We start from the raw sequence: 21,595 nt of genomic DNA, 5'->3' as shown, positions 1-21,595 counted from the left end.
CCGGCCGCCATGCACGATGAGGACATGACCGACTTCGGCGACGCGGGCTCCGACGGCCGTGCAGGGCTCGACGGCGGCACCGGGCTCGACGGCGCTGCGGCTGGCGGCTTCGCCGATGCCGCGGCCGAGGCGGCGCTCTCGGCGTTCCCGCAGGCGGGCGACCGCGAGGTGGAAACTGCGCTGCGGCCGAAGAAGCTCGGCGACTTCGTCGGTCAGCCGCGCGTGCGTGAACAGCTCGAGCTCGTTCTCGAGAGTGCCCGCAAGCGCGGGGTGCCACCGGATCACGTGCTGTTGTCCGGCCCGCCCGGCCTGGGTAAGACGAGCCTGGCGATGATCGTCGCAGCCGAGCTGGGCGCGGCGATCCGCATCACCTCGGGTCCTGCGCTGGAGCGGGCGGGCGATCTCGCCGCGATGCTGTCGAACCTCGCCGAGGGCGATGTGCTGTTCATCGACGAGATCCACCGCATCGCCCGGCCCGCGGAGGAGATGCTGTATCTGGCGATGGAGGATTTCCGCGTCGACGTGGTCGTCGGCAAGGGGCCGGGCGCGACGAGCATTCCGCTCGAGGTCGCACCGTTCACCCTGGTCGGCGCGACCACCCGCTCGGGCGCGCTCACCGGCCCGCTGCGGGACCGGTTCGGCTTCACCGGGCAGATGGAGTTCTACACGCCCGACGAACTCGGTCACGTGATCGAACGGTCGGCTGCGCTGCTGGACATCACGATCGACGACGCGGGCCGCGCCGAGATCGCCCACCGGTCCCGTGGCACGCCGCGGATCGCGAACCGGTTGCTGCGGAGGGTGCGCGACTACGCCGAGGTGCGTGCGGACGGTCAGGCGACGCTGTCGGTGGTACGGGCGGCGCTCGAGGTGTACGACGTCGACCAGCTCGGCCTCGACCGGCTCGACCGGGAGGTGCTCGGCGCGCTCGTCCGCTCGTTCGGAGGCGGTCCGGTCGGGGTCTCGACCCTCGCGGTGGCGGTCGGCGAGGAGCCGACGACCGTGGAAGAGGTCTGTGAGCCGTATCTCGTCCGTGCCGGTATGCTCGCGCGTACCCCGCGCGGCCGGATCGCTACGGCGGCCGCCTGGGAGCACCTTGGCCTGGCGCCGCCGTCGGATGCGGCCGGGGTTGACGCCGGTGCGCCGACCCTGTTCGACTGAAACGTTGCCGGGGTGCGGTGGCAGGGGGTCGCTCGTCCGGGCGGCGTTACCTGGCACACTCGCAAGAGCACATCCAGACAAACGTGGACGTACCGCAAGGCGGAGAGACGTCCGGCGAATGGAGAACCATGGAAGGCCTTTTGCTGCCGCTCCTGCTCATGCTCGTGCTCGCGGTCCCGCTGATCATGGGTACGCGCAAGCAGAAGAAGGCGATGGCGCAGCAGCAGGAGCTGCAGAGCAGCCTTGGTCCCGGCGACCGTGTGATGACCACGTCGGGTATGTACGCGACGGTTGCGGACGCGACCGACGAGAGCACGATCGACCTCGAGATCGCCGACGGTGTCGTGACGACCTGGCTGCGTCAGGCCATCCGCGAGCGCATCGACCCGGTGGCGGCGGACGACGTCGAGGATGAGGACTCGGCCGACGAGGACGCCGCCGACGAGTCGGCGACCGTTACGTCGGACTCGGAGTCCGAGTCGGTGACGACGGCCCAGGTCGCGGAGCCGCTCGAGCACAAGAAGTAAGGCAAGGAACCTGCGACGTCCGTCGTTTCTTCACCGGATCGGCGGCATGAATTCGCGGCTTTGCACGCAGCGTTCACGCAGCGCCGAGTAGTGTCTCGGTGCTGCGTGCGTTCGCGTTGAACGGCCTTTCATCGCTGATCGATGCTCACGCTGCGCACTTTCCGGACTCATCGCAAGCCGCTGAACATCTTCGAGGAGAACCACCGACGTGGCACCACCGGCCGGGACGATCCGCCCGGGACGCTATCTGAGCATTTTCGTCCTCATCGTCGTCGCGCTCTATTCACTGGTGTTCCTCACCGGTGACCGCGAGCCGACGCCGAAACTGGGGATCGATCTTCAGGGCGGTACCCGGGTCACCTTGACCGCACGCACTCCCGACGGTCAGGAGCCGTCGCAGGACCAGCTCGACCAGGCGCGTCAGATCATCGAGACCCGTGTCAACGGGATCGGTGTCAGTGGCGCCGAGGTGGTGCTCGACGGCAGCAATGTTGTCATCACGGTTCCCGGCGAGGAGGGCGAGCAGGCCAAGAACCTCGGCCGTACCGCCAAGCTCGGCTTCCGCACGGTGATCAACGCCCAGCCGGTCCAGCAACAGGGCCAGCAGGGGCAGAACGGTCAGCAAGGCCAGAACGGCCAGCAGGACGGCCAACAAGGTCAGAACGGCCAGAACCAGCAGAACGGCCAGGGCCAGCAGGACGGCCAGTCCGGGCAGGGCGACTCCCCGGATGCAGCCGGGAGCCCACAGGGCGGTGGCGGCAGCCAGCCCCAGTCCGACGAGGACGTCGCCCGCGAGATCCGCGAGGCCAAGCAGGTCCGCCAGAACCCCGCCCTGGACCCGGGCCGCAATCCTCAGCAGGGTGCGTCCCAGCAGGCCATGCAGTTGCAGCAGCAGGCGATGGCGAGCCTGACGTGTTCGGGCAACGATCCCCTGGTCGGCAACGACGACCCGAACCAGCCACTGGTCACCTGCAACGAGGCGGGCACGGAGAAGTACGTACTGAGCCCGGTTTTCCTCGAGGGCACACAGGTCGACGACGCCTCGGCCCAGTTCGACCCACAGCAGGGAGGCTGGCTGGTCAACCTGCAGTTCAAGGGTGAGGGCCGGGAGACCTGGGCGGACTACACCGCGCAGAACACCGGCGCCAACGCCGCCTTCGTGCTCGACAGCCGAGTGGTGTCGGCCCCGACGATCAACGAGCCGATTCCCAATGGGCAGACGCAGATCAGCGGTGAGTTCACCGAGGACGAGGCGCGGAACCTCGCCGACATCCTCAAGTACGGTTCGCTGCCGCTGTCGTTCGAGTCATCGGACGCCACGACCGTGTCGCCGACACTCGGCCTGGCCTCGCTGGAAGCGGGCCTGATCGCCGGGGCGATCGGCATCGCGCTCGTGTTCGTCTACTGCCTGTTGTACTACCGCATGCTCGGTGTGCTCACGGTGCTGTCGCTGGCGCTGTCGGCGACGATCGTCTACGCCGTACTGGTGCTGCTCGGCCGCTGGATCGGGTTCACGCTCGACCTCGCAGGTGTCGCCGGGTTCATCATCGCCATCGGTGTCACCGCGGACTCGTTCGTCGTCTACTTCGAACGCATCAAGGACGAGATGCGTGATGCCAAGACGTTCAGATCGGCGGTGCCGCGAGCCTGGGTCCGTGCCCGCCGGACGATCCTCGCCTCCGACGCGATCATGTTCCTGTGTGCGGGTGTGCTGTACGCCCTGGCTGTCGGCGAGGTCCGCGGGTTCGCGTTCACGCTCGGTATGTCCACCGTGCTCGACCTGATCGTGGTGTTCCTCGTGACGCACCCGCTGGTGGCGATGGTGTCGCGGTCGAAGAAGCTGTCCAGTCCGAAGCTGTCGGGCCTCGGCACCGTGCAGCGCCTCGGCAGTCAGCGGCGCGGCGGCGTCCACATCAGCCAGGCGAAGGCCGCGACGAACACGAAGGGGGCCTGACGTGTCCGAGGGCAACAGCGCCAACACCGCGCCGGCCGCCGAGCCGGGCGGCTCCGGCGACGCGAAGACGTCGCTGTTCCAGCGGCTCTACACCGGCACCGGCGCCTTCGACATCGTCGGTCACCGCAAGCGGTGGTTCGCGGCGTTCGCGCTGCTGATCCTCGTGTGCGCCGGTTCGCTCGGGGTGAAGGGCTTCAACCTGGGCATCGAGTTCGAAGGCGGCACCCAGATCCAGCTGCCCGCCCAGGGCGCGGCCGGTCCGATCGACGAGGACGAGGCCAAGGCCGTCGTCAGCGAGGCGACCGGTGTGTCCGCATCGGAAGCGCAGGTCGTCGGTGTCGGCGACTCCGCGGCCGTTCAGGTACGGCTGAGCTCGCTGGATCCGGGCCAGGTCGCCGATGCCAAGCAGGCGTTGTTCGACGAGTTCCGGCCGCTGGCGGCGAACGGTCAGCCCAGCGGTGCGGTGATCAGCGACAGCGGGGTGAGTGCGTCGTGGGGCGGTGAGATCTCCAAGCAGGCCCTCATCGCGCTGGCCGTGTTCCTGGTGCTGGTGACGGTCTTCCTGGTCATCTACTTCGAGAAGTGGATGGCTGTATCGGCGATCATCACGTTGCTCCACGACATCGTCGTGACGGCCGGTGTGTACTCGCTGGTCGGGTTCGAGGTGACGCCCGCGACCGTGATCGGTCTGCTGACGATCCTCGGGTTCTCGCTGTACGACACCGTCGTGGTGTTCGACAAGGTCAAGGAGAACACCCGCGGGCTGCTCAACCTGACCCGGCGGACCTACGCCGAGGCCGCCAACCTGGCGCTCAACCAGACACTGATGCGGTCGATCAACACGTCGATCATCGCGCTGCTCCCCGTGCTGGGGCTCATGGTGATCGGTTACCTCCTGCTCGGCACAGGCACGCTGCAGGACCTGGCGCTGGTGCAGCTGACCGGCATGCTCGCCGGTGTCGTCTCGTCGGTGCTGCTGGCGACGCCGTTGCTCGTGACCTTCAAGATGCGTGAGCCCAAGTACCGCGAACAGGCCGAGCGCGTCGCCGAGCGCCGCGCCGAGCGGGCAGGCGCCGCCCAGGCAGGGGCGGCCGCCGAGGGCGTCGACCCGGACGACTACTTCGACCCGGGTGACGACGCCCAGCTCGAGACCGAGCTGCGGAAGGAGAAGGCGGTCGCCGCCGCGGCGTCCGTCCCCGCCCGCAACCAGAAGGCGCGCGACCGTAACCGCGGTCGCGACCAGCGGCCGCGACGGTCGGGGACCCCGACGGGGAAGAGTACGGCAGGCAAGGGCACCCCGACCGGGAAGAGGAAGCGGTCATGAACCTCGACGAGGCGCTCGAGCTGATCGCCGAGTTGCCGGACTTCCCCGAACCGGGCGTGGTGTTCCGCGATCTGACACCGCTGTTCGGAGACCCGAAGGCGTTCGCCACCGTGGTCGACGCGCTGGCCGAGGCGGTCGGCGACGTCGATCAGCTGGCGGCGGTGGAAGCGCGTGGGTTCGTGCTGGCCGCTGCCGTGGCGTATGCGAAGGGCGTCGGCGTGACGCTCGTGCGCAAGGCGGGCAAGCTGCCCTCGGTCGGGGGCAGCATCGACTACGCACTCGAGTACGGCACCGCGACACTCGAGCTGCCTGCCGACGCGGTCCGGCCCGGGGCGCGGGTCGCGATCATCGACGACATCCTCGCCACCGGCGGCACGGTTGCGGCGACACAGTCGCTGCTCGCCGGCGCAGGCGCCGAGGTGCGTTCGGTGGCTGTGGTGCTCGAACTCGCCTCGCTGGGCGGCCGCGAGCGGCTCGGTGACGTGCCGTTGCACGTGCTGAAGTCCGTGTGACCGGTCCGCGCGCGGGACGCCTCGCCCGTGCACGGTGAGCGCCGGAGATCCGGCCCGCGGCCGGCGTGTGAACCCGTCGTGAACGGCGGTGCGCCGAGCCGCTCGCACCGGGGTCTACCCTGAAGGGACAGGCACCCGCGCGCGATGAGCTGGAGGTACGGGTGAGCCAAGAGCTCGATTCCGTGGCAGCCCGGTCGAACGACGGCGACGGCCCCGCGCGTGCGCAGGGCGGGAACCCGGAGTCCACAGGGAACTCGACGTCCAGCGGGGACACGGCACCGGCCGGGAACGCAACCTCGACAGGCAACACGACCTCGACGGGCAGCACGGCGGCTACCGGCGGCAACACGTCCGGTACGAACGCGCAGCGGAGCGGTACCGAGAACTCGTCGGGGACGAACGGCAGCGAGCGGTCGGGATCCGGTGCCGCGGCGTCGCGGGGCGCGGCACAGCCGGGAGCCACGCGGGCGCCCTCGCCGACACGGCGCGTCCGGGCGCGGCTCGCGCGGCGGATCACCGCGCAGCGCGCCGCGCCGGTCAAGCAGGTTCTCGAACCGCTGGCGGCGATCCACCGCGAGCTCCACCCGAGTGCCGACCTCGGCCTGCTCCAGCGCGCCTACGACGTGGCCGAACACCTGCACCGCGACCAGCGCCGCAAGTCAGGTGACCCGTACATCACGCACCCGCTGGCCGTGGCGACCATCCTCGCCGAGCTCGGCATGGACACCACGACGCTCGTGGCGGCGCTGCTGCACGACACGGTCGAGGACACCGGCTATTCGCTCGAGCAGCTCGGCACCGACTTCGGCGACAAGGTCGCCCAGCTCGTCGACGGGGTCACCAAGCTCGACAAGGTGAAGCTCGGCACGGCGGCGGAGGCCGAGACGATCCGCAAGATGGTCATCGCGATGGCCCGCGATCCGCGGGTGCTGGTGATCAAGCTGGCCGACCGGCTGCACAACATGCGCACGATGCGGTTCCTGCCGCCGGAGAAGCAGTCCCGGAAGGCGAAGGAGACCCTCGAGGTGCTCGCGCCGCTCGCGCACCGGCTGGGCATGTCGACGGTCAAGTGGGAACTCGAGGACCTGGCGTTCGCGATCCTGCAGCCGAAGAAGTACGACGAGATCGTGCGGCTGGTCGCCGACCGCGCCCCGTCCCGTGACACGTATCTGCGCGGGGTCATCGGCGAGCTGAACTCGCACCTCGAAGCGTCCCGGGTGGCCGCGAAGGTCGAGGGCAGGCCGAAGCACTACTACTCGATCCACCAGAAGATGATCGTCCGCGGCCGCGAGCTCGACGACATCCACGACCTGGTGGGCGTGCGGATCATGGTCGACGACGTCCGGGACTGCTACGCGGCCATGGGTGTGGTGCACGCGCTGTGGCAGCCCATGCCGGGCAGGTTCAAGGACTACATCGCCCAGCCGCGGTTCGGCGTGTACCAGTCGCTGCACACCACGGTGATCGGACCGGACGGAAAGCCGCTCGAGGTGCAGATCCGCACCCACGAGATGCACCGCACCGCCGAGTACGGCATCGCGGCGCACTGGCGGTACAAGGAGACGCGCGGGACGCACGGTGGCAACACCGTCGACGTCGACGAGATGGCCTGGATGCGTCAGCTGCTCGACTGGCAGCGTGAGGCCGCCGACCCGGGCGAGTTCCTCGAATCGCTGCGCTACGACCTCGCCACCCGCGAGATCTTCGTGTTCACGCCGAAGGGCGACGTGGTCACACTGCCGGTCGGATCGACACCCGTCGACTTCGCCTACGCCGTCCACACCGAGGTCGGCCACCGCTGCATCGGCGCGCGCGTCAACGGCAGGCTCGTGGCGCTGGAGCGCAAGCTCGAGAACGGCGAGGTCGTCGAGATCTTCACGTCGAAGGCGGAAGGTGCGGGGCCGAGCCGTGACTGGCTGCAGTTCGCCGGGTCGCCGAAGGCCCGCGCGAAGATCCGGCAGTGGTTCGCGAAGGAGCGGCGCGACGAGGCCGTCGAATCGGGCAAGGAGGCCATCACCAAGGAGGTGCGCAAGGTCGGATTGCCGATCCAGCGCCTCGTGTCGGCCGACTCGATGAGCGCGGTCGCGAAGGAACTGCGCTACAACGACATCAGCGCGCTGTACGCCGCCGTGGGGGAGAAACACACGAGTGCTCAGCACGTCGTGCAGCGGCTCACGGCTCTCATCGGCGGTGTCGAGGAGGCCGAGGAGGAACTCGCCGAGCGGGCGACCCCGTCGACGGTCACGCGGCGCCGCGGTTCCGGCGATGTCGGCGTGGTCGTTCCCGGCGCCAGCGACGTGTGGACCAAGCTCGCCCGCTGCTGCACCCCGGTACCCGGCGACGAGATCCTCGGATTCGTGACTCGCGGCGGCGGGGTGAGCGTGCATCGCACCGACTGCACCAACGCCGACGACCTGCGGAGCCAGCCCGAGCGGCTCGTCGACGTCGAATGGGCGCCGTCGGAGTCGTCGGTGTTCCTCGTGGCCATCCAGGTCGAGGCGCTCGACCGGCACCGCCTGCTTTCCGACGTGACGAAGGTGCTCGCCGACGAGAAGGTCAACATCCTGTCCGCATCGGTCACCACGTCGAACGATCGCGTGGCGGTCAGCAAGTTCACGTTCGAGATGGGCGACCCGAAACATCTCGGGCACGTGCTGAAGGTCGTGCGCAACGTCGAGGGTGTCTACGACGTGTACCGGGTCACGTCGGCCGCCTGAGCCGGCCGCGGGCTTCTAGCCTTACCGTCCATGACGGACGGAATCGACCTCACCCGCGACGGCGACGTGGCCCGCCTGACCCTGTCCCGGCCGGCCAAGATGAACGCGATCACCTACGAGATGTGGTCGGCGATCCCGGACGTCGTCGCCGCCGTCGAATCCGACCCCGCGGTGAAGGTGCTCGTGCTGGCAGGGGAGGGCGAGCATTTCTCGGCCGGGGCGGACATCGGGGAGTTCCGCGATCTGCGGTCGACCCCGGAGGGCGTCGCCACCTACGACAAGGCCGTCGACGCCGCCGTCGACGCGCTGGCCGGGGCGAGCAAGCCGAGCATCGCGATGATCCAGGGCAACTGTATCGGCGGCGGCTGCCAGCTGTCCGTCGCGTGCGATCTGCGGTTCGCGGCGCCGGGCGCCCGATTCGGCATCACTCCGGCCAAGCTGGGCATCGTCTACCACTTCGAATCCACGCGGCTGCTCACCGAACTCGTGGGACCCGCGCAGGCCCGCTACCTGCTGCTGTCGGGCAACCTCGTCGACGCCTCCCGTGCCCGCGAGATCGGCCTCATCACCGACGTGTTCGACGACCTCGAGACACAGACCGGTGAGTTCGCGGCGACGCTGTGCGCGCGGTCGCAGGCGTCCGTGCGCGGGATGAACCGCATCATCGGCAAGATCGCCGCGGGCATGACCGAGCCGGACGCCGAGGTGCACGCGCTGCGTGAGGAGGCCGCTCGCGGCGCGGACTACGCGGAGGGCGTCGCGGCGTTCCTCGAACGCAGGGCGCCGAACTTCACCCACCGTTGAGTGCGTTGTCCGCCTGCGGCGCGCCCAGGGGCCCGATGCCCCCAAGGGCACCTTGGTTGCGTTCAATGCAACGAATCCTCCCCACGCGCCGACGTGCCACTGAGAGCCGGTGGCCGGGCTCGGGAGGGTTCGACGGATTGACCCTGCCTGGCGAGGCCCGTGGTGGCGTTGGCGAGCGAGGGGAAGGTTCGTCGCGCCCAATGCAACCAAAGTGCCCTTGGGGGTTTCTTCGGTCCGGCGTGGCCCGTCCCGGTCCCGCCGCGCAAGGTGTCGGGGACCGGGAAGGGCCATCAGCCGTTGATGCTCACGTCGGTGAAGCGGACCTCGGTGTTCGGCTTGCCGCCGCCGGGGGAGGGGTCGAGCGATCCGTCGTGGCCGGCGCGGGCGACCTCGTCGAGCACCTTCAGGCCCTCGTCGGAGATCGAGCCGAACACCGTGTAGTCCGGCGGCAACTCCGCCTCGCCGTAGACCATGAAGAACTGGCTGCCGTTGGTGTCGGGCCCGGCGTTGGCCATGGCGAGGATGCCGCGGCCGTACTTCAGGCCCTGGTGCGTCTCGTCGGCGAAGGTGTACCCGGGACCGCCCGAGCCCTGTCCCGTCGGATCACCGCACTGCAGCATCTGCAGCCCCTCGGTGCCGAGCCGGTGACACGCGGTGTCGGTGTAGTAGTCCTGCTCGACGAGGCTTTCGAAGCTGTTGACCGCGCACGGCGCCAGCGAGCGGTCGAGCGTGACCGGGATGTCGCCGACCGTGGACGACAGCGTGATGTCGACCGTGCCCTTCGATGACACGTTCTGCCCGTTCGGCGCGTCGACCTGCTTGGCGGCCTGGCCGCTGTCGGGGTATTCGCAGGTCGTCGGGTTCGGCAACGGTTCGCTGCGCTCGACCGGCTCGACGCGCTGGGTGGGGATGGACACGTCCTCCGACGGGGCCGCGCTCGAACTCGCCTCGCCCTGCGCGTTCGCGGCGCCCTCGTCCTCGTCCTGGCCGGTGAACACCACGATGAGGCCCGCGGCGAGGACGACGACGCCGACGGCCGCCCCGATGCCGATGATCTTGCGTCGCTTCGCGCGTTCGGCCCTGCGAGCGAGCTGCCGGTCCAGCTTGCGCTTCGCTGCCTCCCGGCGCTGCTGGTTGGTCCCCACCTGGCCTCCTCGTTCACCCACGTGTTGGCTGGCGGCAGTCTATGGGCACGGTCTGTAAGACCCGGGTACAGGGGCCGCTAGGCTGGGGGAGTCGCGGACGCGGAGGTGAGAACGTGCTGGTCGCAGGATTCCCGGCCGGGACGTTCCAGGCGAACTGCTACCTGCTCGCTCCGGGTCCTGGCGGCCCGTGCGTGGTCGTCGACCCTGGAGAGGGCGCGAGCGCACCACTCGACCGGGCGGTCGCCGAGTACGGACTGACACCCGCCGCGATTCTGGCCACCCACGGTCATCCGGACCACGTGCACACGGCCGCCGAAGCCGCCCGCACCTACGACGTCCCGGTCTGGATCCGGCCGGAGGACAGGCCGCTGTTGCGCAGGCCGTGGCTCGCCCTGAACGACGAGCTCGCGGCCGGGCTCGGCGACCGGCCGTGGTCCGAACCGGACACGGTGCGGGAACTCGGCGCGTCCGCCTGCGGGACGGAGACGGTGCTGGACGTGGCCGGGCTGCGGATCGAGGCGCTGCACACGCCCGGCCACACCGAGGGTTCCGTCGTGTTCCGGCTCGTCACCGAGGAGGGCGGACAGGTCGCGCTCACGGGCGACACGCTGCTGCCGGGCTCGGCGGGCCGCACCGACCTGCCAGGCGGGGACCCGGCGGCACTGCGCCGGTCGCTGGCGATGCTGGCGGAGGTACTCGACGACGCCGCGGTACTGCTGCCGGGGCACGGCCGGAGTACGACCATGGGACAGGAGAAGGCGTCGAATCCCTGGCTGGCCGCATCCGACGGCGGTCCCGTCGGGGTGGGCGGCGCCGCGGGCGGAGCGGACGCGCTCGGCCGGACCGGTGCGGCCCCTGCCGCCCCGCGCGGAACGGCACCGGCCCGAGAAACCGGAGAGAGGCGATCATGAGCGAACCGGAGCCGACCGACCCGGACCTGCCGGACGTGAGCGGTGGCCGGCACGACCGGGGCACCGACGACGGCGAGGCCACCCGCGCCGACGGCACGGCCGGCAGGGGCGCCGCCGACGATGTCACAGCCGACGACAATGCGGCTGACGACAATGTGACCGACGACGGCGCGGACGGCGGTGCACGCGAGCCGGAGCGGATCGTCCTCTACGGCCAGGACGCCAAGCTCCGGCGCAAGCGGGCCGCCGCCGGCCTGGTGGGTGTGGTCCTGTTCGCCGCGGCGTTCGGCGGTGTGGCGGGACTGATCGGCGGTCTCGGCCCCGGTCTCGTCGTCGCCGGGATCGTCGCCGCCGCGTTGGGATTCGTGGTGATGTCCAACGCCCGGCGGCAGGTCTGGCTCGAAGACCGGACCGTGGTCATGCGCAGCTGGGGCAGCCGCCGCGTCGACCTGGTCACCGCGCCGCGGATCGAGCTGCTGCTCAGCGATGTGCGCGGATCGCGCACCGTCAGCCTGCTGGTGACGTCGGAGTCGAACAAGGCCGTGAAGGTCGACCTCGCGATCTACGCCGGAACGGGTGGCCGGGAGCTCGGCATCCTCGCGCTGCGACGGCTCGCGGATGCGCTGGCCGACAACATCGAGGCCAACGGTCTCGTCTTCTCCGAGCTGCTCGTGGCGCAGCTGCGGTCCGAGGCGCGCGGCGACGCGGCGGCGGACCGGCCGCTGTATCGCATCGCCTCGTTGGCGCCGCAGGGCAAGCTCGCACAGCGATTCACGATGGAGGCGGTGAGCCGGTTCGTGGCCTCGTTGGGGTGAACCGCCGCGGCGCCGTGAACTGCCGCAGCGCCGTGCCGCCGGTGTCGTCCGCGTCGCCGCGGTCCTAGCCGTCGGAGCTGGCGGAATTTCCGGAGCTGGTGGAGCCGTCGGAGCTGCCGCGGTCTCCGGAGCTGGCGGAGTCATCGGAGGACGTCGCCGGGCGCAGCGTCACCGGGTGCAGCGCGGCGAGGTGCAGTTCGATGGCCGTGAGCTGCTGTCGCAATCCGTCGAGCTGGTGGCGGATCGATTCGAGCTGATACACCGCCTCGGGAAGTTCACCCGCCGCGAACGTGGCGAGCCGCTCGAGGTGGGAGGCCGTCTCCCGGAGTTCGCGGAGCGCGCGGGCGAGTTCCGGGACGGCGGCGCCGCCCGTCACCAGTGCGGTGGCCGCCCTGGCGATGCCGGTCACGCGGCGGAGGACCTCGCCGGGCACGACGGCGGCGCCGGCGGCGCCGACGAGCTGCCGCACCACGGCCAGCGACCGGTGCACGACGACGGATACGGACGGTCCTCCCGGCTCGGCCTCGGGAGTCCCGTTCCGCGCCGATCCGGCATTCGGGGAACTGCGGTGTGGTGACTCGTCGTGTGGGGGCCGCGGACCCGGCATGGCGTCTCCGCTCGGAACTCGGACGGTGGGGAGGTCGTCGCCGTTCGTACCCCACGGCGCGTGCCGGGGACGCGGCACCCCGCGGTTCCGTGACTGCTGTATTCAGGAGTGACGCGTGTGACTGTTGTGACGATCGCGACCGCCGGAACCATCGCGCCCGCCGGAACCATCGCGCCCGCCGGAACCATCGCGCCCGCCGGGATCAGCGTGCGGCTCGTCGGGTCCGTCCCCGCGTCCGTCCCCGCGTGCGTCCCCCGGGAGCACACCGGCCGCATCGTCTCCGTCGGGATCGTCTCCGCCGGGATCGGGGCGGCCCGCGGCGGCCGGCGGGGCGTGGTTCGTCTCCCGCACGACGATCAACGCCGCGAGCAGGGTGGTCACGGGCACGGCGGCGATGATGCCGATGCTGCCCGCGAGCGTGCGCACGATCTCGGCGGCCAGCTCCTGCGACGTGAGAATCGACCCGAGCCCGACGTCCGACAGCGACGCCAGCAGCAACGTGGGCAGGGCCGCACCGGCGTAGGCCATCACCAGCGTGTTGACGGCGGATCCGACGTGGGCGCGCCCGATCCGCAGCGCGGCGCCGTACAGCTCCCGCCACGACTGACGCGGGTTCGCACGGTGCAGCTCCCACACCGCGCTGGCCTGGGTGACCGTGACGTCGTCGAGCACGCCGAGCGCGCCGATGACGATCCCTGCCAGCAGCAGCCCTCGGGCATCGATGCTGTGCCCGAGGGAACCGATCAGCGTCGAGGTGTTCTCGTCCAGGCCGGTCAGCCGCGCGCCGCCCGCGAACACCGCAGCGAGCAAGCCGATCAGCGTCAGGCTCACCATCGTCCCGAGCACCGCGGCCGACGTGCGCGCCGACAGACCGTGCGTCGTGTACAGCGCGACGAACATGATCAGTCCGGCACCCGCGATCGCGACGAGCAGCGGGTCGGCGCCGTGCAGGATCGACGGCAGCACGAACAGGCCGATGATCGCGGCCGTCACGGCGAGCGCGCCGAGCGCCGCGACACCCCGCCACCGGCCCAGCACCACGACCGCGAGAGCGAACAGACCGGCCAGCAGCGCGAGCGGCAGTCCGCGCTGGAAGTCCTGCACCTGGTACGAGGAGCCGGCCTGGGGGTCGGCGCCGCTGTAGGCCAGCACCACGGCGTCACCCGCCGCGAACCGCGGGTTGCCGTCGCCGGCGGGCAGATTCTGCGTGATCGTGAGGCCGTCGGCCGGTCCGTCGGTGAGCGTGATCTGCACCGCCTGGCACCGGCCGCCGTCCGCGGGGTCGCCGACCTGCACCTGCCCCGGCGACAGGCACGGCCCGAGTTCCGCCGAGACGACCTCGCCCTGGACGGGCTCACCGACCGCGTGCCCGGTGACGTCCGGTTCGCCCCACGGGTACAGCAGCATCACGGCGGCCAGTGCGGCGAGCGCGAAGGGCGCGAGCAGTGACGCCAGCAGGATCCGCACCGGGCGCGACGCCGGTGCCGCAGGGTCATCTCCGTGTCCGTGTCCGTGTCCGTGTCCGTGTCCGTGTCCGTGTCCGTGTCCGGCGTCGGGCGACGTTGCGCGCTCGGTCCTGCCCGGCCGGGAGGTCTCACCGGCCCCGGCCGTCCTGGACTGCCGCGCGGGATCGCGACGCCGGGCGGCCTCGCGCGGCCGCGTGGGGGCGGACTCGGCGCCGGAGCGGCGCGCATCCGGCGCAGGCCTCCGTACGCGGGCAGCGCGCGGCGCCGGTTCACGGGGCTCCCGGCGAGCCGTGGTGTCCGAGGCGGGCGCGCCGCGGTCGTCGTCACCGGGTGTGCCGGACCGGCCTGGCTCCCCGCCCGTGGTTCCGGGCCTGCGCCGGCGGGCGGGGAGCCGCGGCGCCTCGCCGTCGCCCGCATCCTCGTCCCGGGGCAGTGATCTCCCGCCAGGCGATCTCCCGCCAGGCCTGCCGGGAGGCCCGCCGTGGGGCGGGATCGGTTCGGGCAGTACCGGACCGGTGTCGTCGTCCGAGAAGTCGCGGGGCACGGGGGACATCTTCGCGCTCGGGTGCGGTCACCGGGTGCCAGGGTTGCCTCGCGGGTGCCTGCAGCCCGAGGTCGGCGGGAAACCTGGTGGCGATTGGGTACGGGCGGTTCGTTAACCTGAGCCGTCGGCGGCATCGCCGATCGATCCGACCCGTATCCTTCGCGTTCCGAGAGGACCCTGCGCAGTGCTTCGCACTCACGACGCCGGCACGCTGCGTGCCGAGCACGTTGGCCAGACCGTCACCCTGACCGGCTGGGTGGCCAGGCGGCGCGATCACGGCGGGGTGATCTTCGTCGACCTGCGGGACGCGAGCGGCGTCACCCAGGTCGTGTTCCGCGAGGGCGAGATGGCCTCGCGTGCCCACAACCTGCGGGCCGAGTACTGCATCAAGGTCGTCGGTGAGGTGTCGAAGCGCCCGGAGGGCAACGAGAACCCGGAGATCCCGACCGGCGACCTCGAGGTCTACGTCAACGAACTCGAGGTGCTGTCGGAAGCGTCGCCGCTGCCGTTCCCGGTGGACGAGCGGCTCGACGTCGGCGAGGAGGTGCGGCTCAAGCACCGGTACCTCGACCTGCGCCGCGACGGCCAGGCCCGCAACATGCGCCTGCGCAGTGACGTCAACCGCGTGGCGCGCGGCGTGCTGCACGACGAGGACTTCGTCGAGGTCGAGACGCCCACGATGACGCGGTCCACGCCCGAGGGCGCGCGCGACTTCCTCGTGCCCGCCCGGCTGCGGCCCGGCTCCTGGTACGCCCTGCCGCAGTCGCCCCAGCTGTTCAAGCAGCTGCTGATGGTCGGCGGGCTCGAGCGCTACTACCAGATCGCGCGGTGCTACCGCGACGAGGACTTCCGAGCCGACCGGCAGCCCGAGTTCACCCAGCTCGACATCGAGATGAGCTTCGTCGAGCAGGACGACGTGATCGCGCTCGGCGAGAAGATCGTCCGGCAGCTGTGGACGCTGATCGACGTCGAGCTGCCCGAGACGTTCCGCCGGATGAGCTACGCCGAGGCGATGGCCAAGTACGGCTCGGACAAGCCCGACCTGCGATTCGGGCTGGAACTGACGGAACTGACCGAGTTCTTCGCGAACACCCCGTTCCGGGTGTTCCAGGCGCCCTACGTGGGTGCCGTCGTCATGCCCGGCGGGGCCGACCAGCCGCGGCGCACGCTCGACGCCTGGCAGGAGTGGGCCAAGCAGCGCGGCCACAAGGGGCTGGCGTACGTGCTGGTCGGTGAGGACGGCACGCTGTCGGGCCCGGTGGCCAAGAACATCTCCGACGAGGAGAAGGCAGATCTGGCCGACGCCGTCGGCGCGAACCCCGGTGACTGCATCTTCTTCGCAGCGGGCCCGCCGAACAGCGCCCGCGCCCTGCTCGGTGCTGCGCGCGGGGAGATCGCCGACCGGCTCGGCCTGATCGACGAGAACGCCTGGTCGTTCGTGTGGATCGTCGACGCCCCGATGTTCGAGGCCGCCGACGAGACCGAGGACGTCACCGTCGGCACGGGGCAGTGGACGGCCCTGCACCACGCGTTCACCTCGCCGAAGCCCGAGTGGCTCGACACGTTCGACAGCGACCCGGGCCAAGCGCTCGCCTACGCCTACGACCTGGTCTGCAACGGCAATGAGATCGGTGGCGGCTCCATCCGTATTCACCGGGCGGACGTGCAGCGGCGCGTGTTCGAGGTTATGGGCATCTCGCAGGAGGACGCGCAGGAGAAGTTCGGCTTCCTGCTCGACGCGTTCCAGTACGGCCCCCCGCCGCACGGCGGTATCGCGTTCGGCTGGGACCGCATCGTGATGCTGCTGGCCGGAGCCGACTCGCTGCGTGACGTCATCGCGTTCCCCAAGACCGGTGGCGGGTTCGACCCGCTGACGAGCGCGCCCGCGCCGATCACGGCCCAGCAGCGGAAGGAGGCGGGTGTGGACGCCAAGCCCGCGAAGCCCGCCAAGCCCGCGCAGGGCGACGAGCAGGGTTCCGCCCAGTAGCGGAGTCCCGGGGTCGCGGACGGCTGCGGGACCCGCGTTCCGGCAGCCGGGGGACGCGGCCGGACCCACGACCGTTCGCCGGCGTGACGTCGTGTCGGCCACACGGTCGAATGTCGCCGTGTGGCACCGATTGCGGTCACCGGATTGTGGTCACTGTTCCCGTCGCACTAGTAGGGTCGGAGCCAATGACTGTGGACACCCCTCCCGCCGACGATTCGACCGTCGGCGCGGGAGCGGAATCTTCCTCCAGTGATACCGCTGTGGCCGCTGTGGCGGCTGCGGAGGCGGTTCTCGCGCAGCGGTTCGGCAGCACGATCTCGCTGGTGGAGGCCGAGGATCTCGCCGGAAGCGGTCCGGCCACGGTGGTGCGCGCCCGGGTGGCGTCGTCGCCGTTCTCGCTGCCCCGCACGCTCGTCATCAAGCACTATCCCGATGAGCCCGCCGACGGCGAGGACGACGCGTTCGCCCGGGAGGCAGCCAGCTATCAGCTGTTCACGGCGCTGTCGGCCGACGACCGCACCTGTCCGGAGATCCTCGCGCACAGTGCCGACCACCGACTGCTCGTGATCGATGACCTGGGGAGGGCGCCGACGCTGCAGGACAAGCTGAGCGGCTCGGACGCCCGTGCGGCCGAGACCGCGCTGCTGTCGTGGGCGCGGTCGCTTGGCCGGATGCACTTCAGCACGGCCAACCGTGAGGCGGACTTCAACGCCCTGCTGCGCAGGCTCGGCAAGGCCGGGCACAGTGGCGGCCAGTCCGAGCAGTCCGCGCCGCCGGCGTGCGACCCGGCGTGGGCGGCGACCGACGCACCCTCGTTGCTGGCGGAGGAGCTCGGCATCGACACGCCCGCCGAGGTCGCCAGTGCGGCGGAGCGCGCCGCGGAACAGGCTCGATCGGCCGCCTTCCGCGCGTTCAGCCCGGTGGACCTGTGGCCGGACAACAACCTCGTGACCAGTGACGGGGTGCGGTTCCTCGACTTCGAGCGGGGACGGGTGCGCAGTGCCCTGGTCGACGCCGCGCACATGCTGGTGCCGTTCGTGTCCGGCCCCGAGCCGCTGGCCCTGCCGCGCGGTGTCAGCGAGGCGATGATCACCTCGTGGCGCGCCGAGGTGGCCGACCTGTGGCCGTCGCTGGCAGAGGAGGAGACGCTCGACCGGTATCTCGCCGATGCCGCGCAGCTGCTCGTCTGGGAGGCGACCTGCCGGTGGCTGCCCGCGCTCACCGGCGCGGAGGGTGCGTCCGGCGACGGCCGTGACAACGGCGACCGGGTACGTGCCCAGGAGCGGGGAACCGCCTCGGCACGGGCGGCCGCGCTGGTCACGTGGTGGCGCGACCTGGCCGACCGCGCCGGTCGTGCCGGTGACGCGGCCGACGGCACCGCCGTCGCCGCCCACGCCGCTTCCGTGGCACGTGCGCTCGACGGGCGTTTCGGACCGGACCTCGAACTGCCGCTGTACCCGGCGTTCCGCTGACCCGCACCCCCGCGCACCCGCCCGGGCGCAGGGGGTGCCGTCAGGGTTCGCCCACCCGTATCCACGCCGTTACCCGCGTCTCACCGCGGGTGCGCACGGGCGCGCGACCGTGCCGGTGTGACGCTCGACAGCCGCGTACAGCCGGATCCCCTCCCGCACCCCGCCGACCCGCCCGAGTGCTCCCACCGACCCACTGGCCGACCCACCGTCCGCCCTGCCGACCCGCCCGCCGCTCCCTCGGTGGTGCCGCCCGGCGCCGAGCCGCTTCGCGGCGCACCGCGGCGGGTGGAGCGGCTGGCCGTGCTGGGCGACTCCACCGCCGTCGGTCTCGGCGATCCGCTGCCGGGCGGTGCCTGGCGTGGCGTCGGGCCGTTGCTCGCCGCGGCGCTCGGGGTGCCGCCCGAGCACTACGTCAACGTGTCGGTCACGGGTGCACGCGTCGGATGTGTACGTACCGACCAGCTGCCGCGCGTGCTCGAGCAGGCCCCGGACGTCGCCGTGGTGATCGCCGGCATGAACGACACGCTGCGCTCGGATTTCGACACCGCAGCACTGGCCGAGGACCTCGACGCCACCGTCACGGCCCTGCAGACCGCCGGTACGACGGTCGTCACGGTCCGCTTCCACGACCACGGGCGCGTCTTCCGGTTGCCGGGCCCGCTGCGCCGGGCGCACGCGGTGCGCGTGGCGGCCCTCAACAGCGCCGTCGACACCGTGGTGATGCGCAGGGAAGCGCTGTGTGTGGACCTCGACCTGCTGCCCGGGGCCTACGACCTGCGGTCCTGGAGCGTCGATCGGCTCCATCCGTCCGAACGCGGCCACCGACTGCTGGCCAGCGGCATCACCGAGGCCTTGTCCCGCGCCGACGTCGCCGTTGCCGAACCGGTGTCGCTCGTCTGCTCAGGGGGCGCCACCGCAGGGACGGCCGACCACGTTGCGTGGCTGTTGGCCAAGGGCGTGCCGTGGCTCTGGCGCCGCGGCCGGGACCTGGTGCCGTACGCGGCGGGGATCGTGGCTCGCGACCTCGTCCGGACCGGGCTGCGGGCCGCGGGCACGGGCCGGGTGCCGGTCGTGTCATTGCTGCGGGCGCTGCCGATTACGGTCGAGGGGTGCAGCAAGACGAACTGTTCACGGTGAACGAGGACGTGGCGCCCCCGCCGGTGTCGGACCAGCCCCAGGCGCCGCCGCAGCCACCACCCGGTGCGCCGCTTGCCGTCCGGATGCGGCCCGCCTCGCTGGACGAGGTCGTCGGCCAGCAGCACCTGCTGGGCGAGGGTGCTCCACTGCGCAGGCTCGTGGAAGGAGCGGCCCCGGCGTCGGTGCTGCTCTACGGCCCGCCGGGTACCGGCAAGACGACGCTCGCCAACCTCGTGTCCACGGCGACGGGCAGGCGGTTCGTGGCCCTGTCGGCCCTGTCGGCGGGCGTGAAGGAGGTCCGCGGCGTCATCGAGGAGGCCCGCAGGCGCCGCAAGTACAACGCCGAGGACACGGTGCTGTTCATCGACGAGGTCCACCGGTTCTCCAAGACGCAGCAGGACGCGCTTCTGGGCGCGGTCGAGGACCGCACGGTGCTGCTCGTGGCCGCCACGACCGAGAACCCGTCCTTCTCGGTCGTCTCGCCGTTGCTGTCGCGATCGCTGGTGCTCCAGCTGCGGCCGCTCACCGACGACGACGTCGCCGAGCTGCTCGGCCGCGCGCTCACCGACGACCGCGGTCTGGCAGGCCGGTTCGAACTCACCGACGACGCTCACGGTCACCTCGTGCGGTTGGCCTCCGGCGACGCAAGGCGCGCCCTGACGGCCCTCGAAGCCGCGGCCGACGCGGTGAGCGTGTCCGCGTCCGCCGACGAACCGGCCGCCATCGAACTCGCGACCGTCGAGGCCACCGTCGACAAGGCCGCGGTGCGCTACGACCGCGACGGCGACCAGCACTACGACGTGATCAGCGCGTTCATCAAGTCGATCCGCGGCTCGGACGTGGATGCCGCCGTGCATTACCTGGCGCGCATGATCGAGGCGGGGGAGGACCCGCGGTTCATCGCCCGCCGTCTCGTCGTGCACGCCAGCGAGGACATCGGCATGGCCGATCCGACGGCGCTGCAGTCCGCGATCGCCGCCTCCCACGCGGTGCAGTTCATCGGTATGCCCGAGGGCAGGCTGGCGTTGGCACAGGCGACCGTGCACCTGGCGACGGCGCCGAAATCGAACGCCGTCATCGCCGCCATCGACGGCGCACTCTCCGACGTGCGGGCCGGCGGTGCGGGCACGGTGCCGCCGCACCTGCGGGACGGGCACTACACCGGCGCCGCCGCGCTCGGTCATGCGCAGGGCTACCGCTATCCGCACGACGTGCCCGAGGGCGTGCTCGCTCAGCAGTACCCGCCGGACGAGCTGGTCGGCCGCGACTACTACGCACCCACCCAGCGTGGTGCCGAGCGCACGCTGGCCGAGCGCGTGCCCCGGCTGCGACGCACCGTCCGCGGCGAACGCGGGAACCCCGGCGAAGGCCGGTGACGGCCGCGCCCGCTTCCCGCGTGAGACCGCACAGCACACGGCTGCGACACGCTGGGTCACCGACAGGCAGGGCTGCCGGTCCGGACGGGGTGGCGCACGGTAGCCTCACAGTCCCATCGACTCAAGGGACCGTCTCACCGATCCATGAATAGGGAGGGCACGTGTCGGCAGGGCAGATCGCCGCACTGGTCGCCGCGGGCGCCTTCGTGCTGCTGGTGCTGTTCTTGGTGATCGCGCTGGTCAAGCTCGGCCGTACGCTCGACGAGGCCACGATCGCGATCCGCAAGGCGCACGAGAACACCGACCCGCTGTTGCACGGGGCCAGCGACACGATCACGCACGTCAACACCCAGCTGGAACGGGTCGACGGCATCACATCCAATGTGCAGACCGTGTCGGGTAACGCATCCGCGCTGTCGTCGGTGTTCACCGCGACGCTCGGCGGCCCGCTGGTGAAGACCGCGGCGTTGTCGTACGGCATGAGCAAGGCGATCAAGGCGCGCCGCGCGGCGAAGGCCGAGGACGGCAAGCACACGCTCCGGCGTGGGAGGAAGAGCAAGCGATGAAACGCCTGTTCTGGCTCGGAGTCGGCGTGGCCGCGGGCGTCACGCTGTCCCGCAAGGCCAGCGAAACCGCTCGTCAAGCCACTCCGGTGGGGGTAGCCTCGAATGTGGGTGACGCCGTGCGGGAACTCGCCGGCGCCATCGGCGCGTTCGGGGCCGACGTCCGCGCCGGTATGAGTGAGCGGGAGCAGGAGCTGAATCGGATCGTGGACCGCCCGGTGACGCGGGTCCGGCCGCCGGAGTCCGGCAGGCCGGAGCAGCAGGCGCGGGTTTCGTATCCCGAGTCGGCGTCCCCGCAGACGAGCGCGTCCGGACAGGCCGCCCGGCGGCCGCCGCGTCCTGCTCGCCCAGCCGGCGAGGCCGGCCAGCAGGGCAGGCCCCAACGCAGGGCGCGAGCTCCGCGGGCGGAAGGCTGAGGCCACCGGGCATCCCGCCCGCCTGCGCGCACGCCTTCCGCCGCCCCGGTCCGACGCCGTAGGCGGTCTGCCGAACCAGACCGCCGCTCCACCGGCGGCGCGGCTCCGGACGTCGTACCGCTCGCGGCGGTGCCACGGCCGGAACCCCGGGACCGGC

General features: G+C 71.3%; 18 protein-coding genes. 15 read left to right on the top strand and 3 right to left on the bottom strand.

The features are described 5' to 3' along the window. Positions 1 to 24: 24 nt before the first annotated feature. The 7 genes from ruvB (at position 25) to LY40_RS00845 (ending at position 8,999) form a co-directional block, all read left to right on the top strand. Positions 25 to 1,161, top strand: a complete 1,137-nt coding sequence (ruvB, locus tag LY40_RS00875; protein WP_183786938.1) for a Holliday junction branch migration DNA helicase RuvB — start codon at positions 25 to 27, stop codon at positions 1,159 to 1,161. A 128-nt stretch (positions 1,162 to 1,289) separates the two neighbouring features. Further along, positions 1,290 to 1,688, top strand: a complete 399-nt coding sequence (gene yajC / locus LY40_RS00870) for a preprotein translocase subunit YajC (RefSeq protein WP_183786939.1) — start codon at positions 1,290 to 1,292, stop codon at positions 1,686 to 1,688. Between the two features lie 208 nt (positions 1,689 to 1,896). Beyond that, positions 1,897 to 3,642, top strand: a complete 1,746-nt coding sequence (secD, locus tag LY40_RS00865) for a protein translocase subunit SecD (RefSeq protein WP_183786940.1) — start codon at positions 1,897 to 1,899, stop codon at positions 3,640 to 3,642. 1 nt (position 3,643) lies between these two features. Next, on the top strand, positions 3,644 to 4,966 hold the full coding sequence (secF, locus tag LY40_RS00860; protein WP_372497793.1) for a protein translocase subunit SecF: 1,323 nt from the start codon (positions 3,644 to 3,646) through the stop codon (positions 4,964 to 4,966). Continuing rightward, positions 4,963 to 5,478, top strand: a complete 516-nt coding sequence (locus LY40_RS00855; protein ID WP_183786942.1) for an adenine phosphoribosyltransferase — start codon at positions 4,963 to 4,965, stop codon at positions 5,476 to 5,478. Before secF ends, LY40_RS00855 begins: the two co-directional genes overlap by 4 nt. Positions 5,479 to 5,639: 161 nt before the next feature. Next, entirely contained in the window at positions 5,640 to 8,195 is a 2,556-nt protein-coding gene (locus LY40_RS00850) for a RelA/SpoT family protein (protein ID WP_308216713.1), read from the top strand. A gap of 30 nt (positions 8,196 to 8,225) precedes the next feature. After that, positions 8,226 to 8,999, top strand: coding sequence for an enoyl-CoA hydratase-related protein (locus LY40_RS00845; RefSeq protein ID WP_258935619.1), 774 nt, complete (start codon positions 8,226 to 8,228; stop codon positions 8,997 to 8,999). Between the two features lie 290 nt (positions 9,000 to 9,289). Here LY40_RS00845 and LY40_RS00840 read toward each other — a convergent pair whose 3' ends face one another. Continuing rightward, positions 9,290 to 10,144, bottom strand: coding sequence for a peptidylprolyl isomerase (locus tag LY40_RS00840; RefSeq protein ID WP_183786944.1), 855 nt, complete (start codon positions 10,142 to 10,144; stop codon positions 9,290 to 9,292). A 113-nt stretch (positions 10,145 to 10,257) separates the two neighbouring features. On the opposite strand from LY40_RS00840, the gene LY40_RS00835 reads away from it, so the two are divergent. After that, positions 10,258 to 11,055, top strand: a complete 798-nt coding sequence (locus tag LY40_RS00835) for an MBL fold metallo-hydrolase (protein WP_183786945.1) — start codon at positions 10,258 to 10,260, stop codon at positions 11,053 to 11,055. After that, the gene (locus LY40_RS00830) at positions 11,052 to 11,870 is read left to right on the top strand and encodes a hypothetical protein (RefSeq protein ID WP_258935618.1); all 819 of its coding nucleotides are present in this window, start codon (positions 11,052 to 11,054) and stop codon (positions 11,868 to 11,870) included. Before LY40_RS00835 ends, LY40_RS00830 begins: the two co-directional genes overlap by 4 nt. A 64-nt stretch (positions 11,871 to 11,934) precedes the next feature. On the opposite strand, the gene LY40_RS26020 is transcribed toward LY40_RS00830, so the two are convergent. Then, positions 11,935 to 12,477 carry a hypothetical protein gene (locus LY40_RS26020; protein ID WP_307876508.1) on the bottom strand — a complete coding sequence of 181 codons (543 nt, stop codon included), beginning with the start codon at positions 12,475 to 12,477 and terminating at the stop codon, positions 11,935 to 11,937. Positions 12,478 to 12,579: 102 nt separating this feature from the next. Beyond that, positions 12,580 to 13,944, bottom strand: a complete 1,365-nt coding sequence (locus LY40_RS00820; RefSeq protein WP_258935617.1) for a YibE/F family protein — start codon at positions 13,942 to 13,944, stop codon at positions 12,580 to 12,582. 727 nt (positions 13,945 to 14,671) lie between these two features. Between LY40_RS00820 and aspS the strand changes: the two genes are divergently transcribed. From aspS to LY40_RS26625, 6 genes are all read left to right on the top strand, one after another. Then, positions 14,672 to 16,474, top strand: a complete 1,803-nt coding sequence (gene aspS, locus LY40_RS00815) for an aspartate--tRNA ligase (protein WP_183786948.1) — start codon at positions 14,672 to 14,674, stop codon at positions 16,472 to 16,474. Positions 16,475 to 16,659: 185 nt separating this feature from the next. Beyond that, complete coding sequence (locus LY40_RS00810) at positions 16,660 to 17,946, top strand: phosphotransferase (protein WP_258935616.1); 1,287 nt, start codon at positions 16,660 to 16,662, stop codon at positions 17,944 to 17,946. Between the two features lie 300 nt (positions 17,947 to 18,246). Next, positions 18,247 to 19,083 carry an SGNH/GDSL hydrolase family protein gene (locus LY40_RS00805; protein WP_372497795.1) on the top strand — a complete coding sequence of 279 codons (837 nt, stop codon included), beginning with the start codon at positions 18,247 to 18,249 and terminating at the stop codon, positions 19,081 to 19,083. Continuing rightward, positions 19,056 to 20,459: a replication-associated recombination protein A gene (locus LY40_RS00800; RefSeq protein ID WP_183786950.1), complete on the top strand. Its 1,404-nt coding sequence runs from the start codon at positions 19,056 to 19,058 to the stop codon at positions 20,457 to 20,459. The genes LY40_RS00805 and LY40_RS00800 overlap by 28 nt, the downstream gene beginning before the upstream one ends. A gap of 161 nt (positions 20,460 to 20,620) precedes the next feature. Then, positions 20,621 to 21,025 carry a DUF948 domain-containing protein gene (locus LY40_RS00795; RefSeq protein ID WP_183786951.1) on the top strand — a complete coding sequence of 135 codons (405 nt, stop codon included), beginning with the start codon at positions 20,621 to 20,623 and terminating at the stop codon, positions 21,023 to 21,025. Continuing rightward, entirely contained in the window at positions 21,022 to 21,438 is a 417-nt protein-coding gene (locus LY40_RS26625; protein ID WP_443687879.1) for a hypothetical protein, read from the top strand. Before LY40_RS00795 ends, LY40_RS26625 begins: the two co-directional genes overlap by 4 nt. The last annotated feature ends 157 nt before the right edge of the window (positions 21,439 to 21,595 follow it).

Origin of the sequence: Prauserella salsuginis, assembly GCF_024648885.1 — a bacterium.
GTDB classification, from domain to species: domain Bacteria; phylum Actinomycetota; class Actinomycetes; order Mycobacteriales; family Pseudonocardiaceae; genus Prauserella; species Prauserella salsuginis.
This window is presented reverse-complemented; position numbering and strand designations above follow the sequence as displayed.

Excerpts from the sequence above, each read along its gene's own strand:
- LY40_RS26020 (WP_307876508.1), bottom strand. The coding sequence starts at position 12,477 with ATGCCGGGTCCGCGGCCCCCACACGACGAGTCACCACACCGCAGTTCC.
- LY40_RS00830 (WP_258935618.1), top strand. The coding sequence starts at position 11,052 with ATGAGCGAACCGGAGCCGACCGACCCGGACCTGCCGGACGTGAGCGGT.
- LY40_RS00855 (WP_183786942.1), top strand. The coding sequence starts at position 4,963 with ATGAACCTCGACGAGGCGCTCGAGCTGATCGCCGAGTTGCCGGACTTC.
- ruvB (WP_183786938.1), top strand. The coding sequence starts at position 25 with ATGACCGACTTCGGCGACGCGGGCTCCGACGGCCGTGCAGGGCTCGAC.
- LY40_RS00810 (WP_258935616.1), top strand. The coding sequence starts at position 16,660 with ATGACTGTGGACACCCCTCCCGCCGACGATTCGACCGTCGGCGCGGGA.
- LY40_RS26625 (WP_443687879.1), top strand. The coding sequence starts at position 21,022 with ATGAAACGCCTGTTCTGGCTCGGAGTCGGCGTGGCCGCGGGCGTCACG.
- yajC (WP_183786939.1), top strand. The coding sequence starts at position 1,290 with ATGGAAGGCCTTTTGCTGCCGCTCCTGCTCATGCTCGTGCTCGCGGTC.
- LY40_RS00845 (WP_258935619.1), top strand. The coding sequence starts at position 8,226 with ATGACGGACGGAATCGACCTCACCCGCGACGGCGACGTGGCCCGCCTG.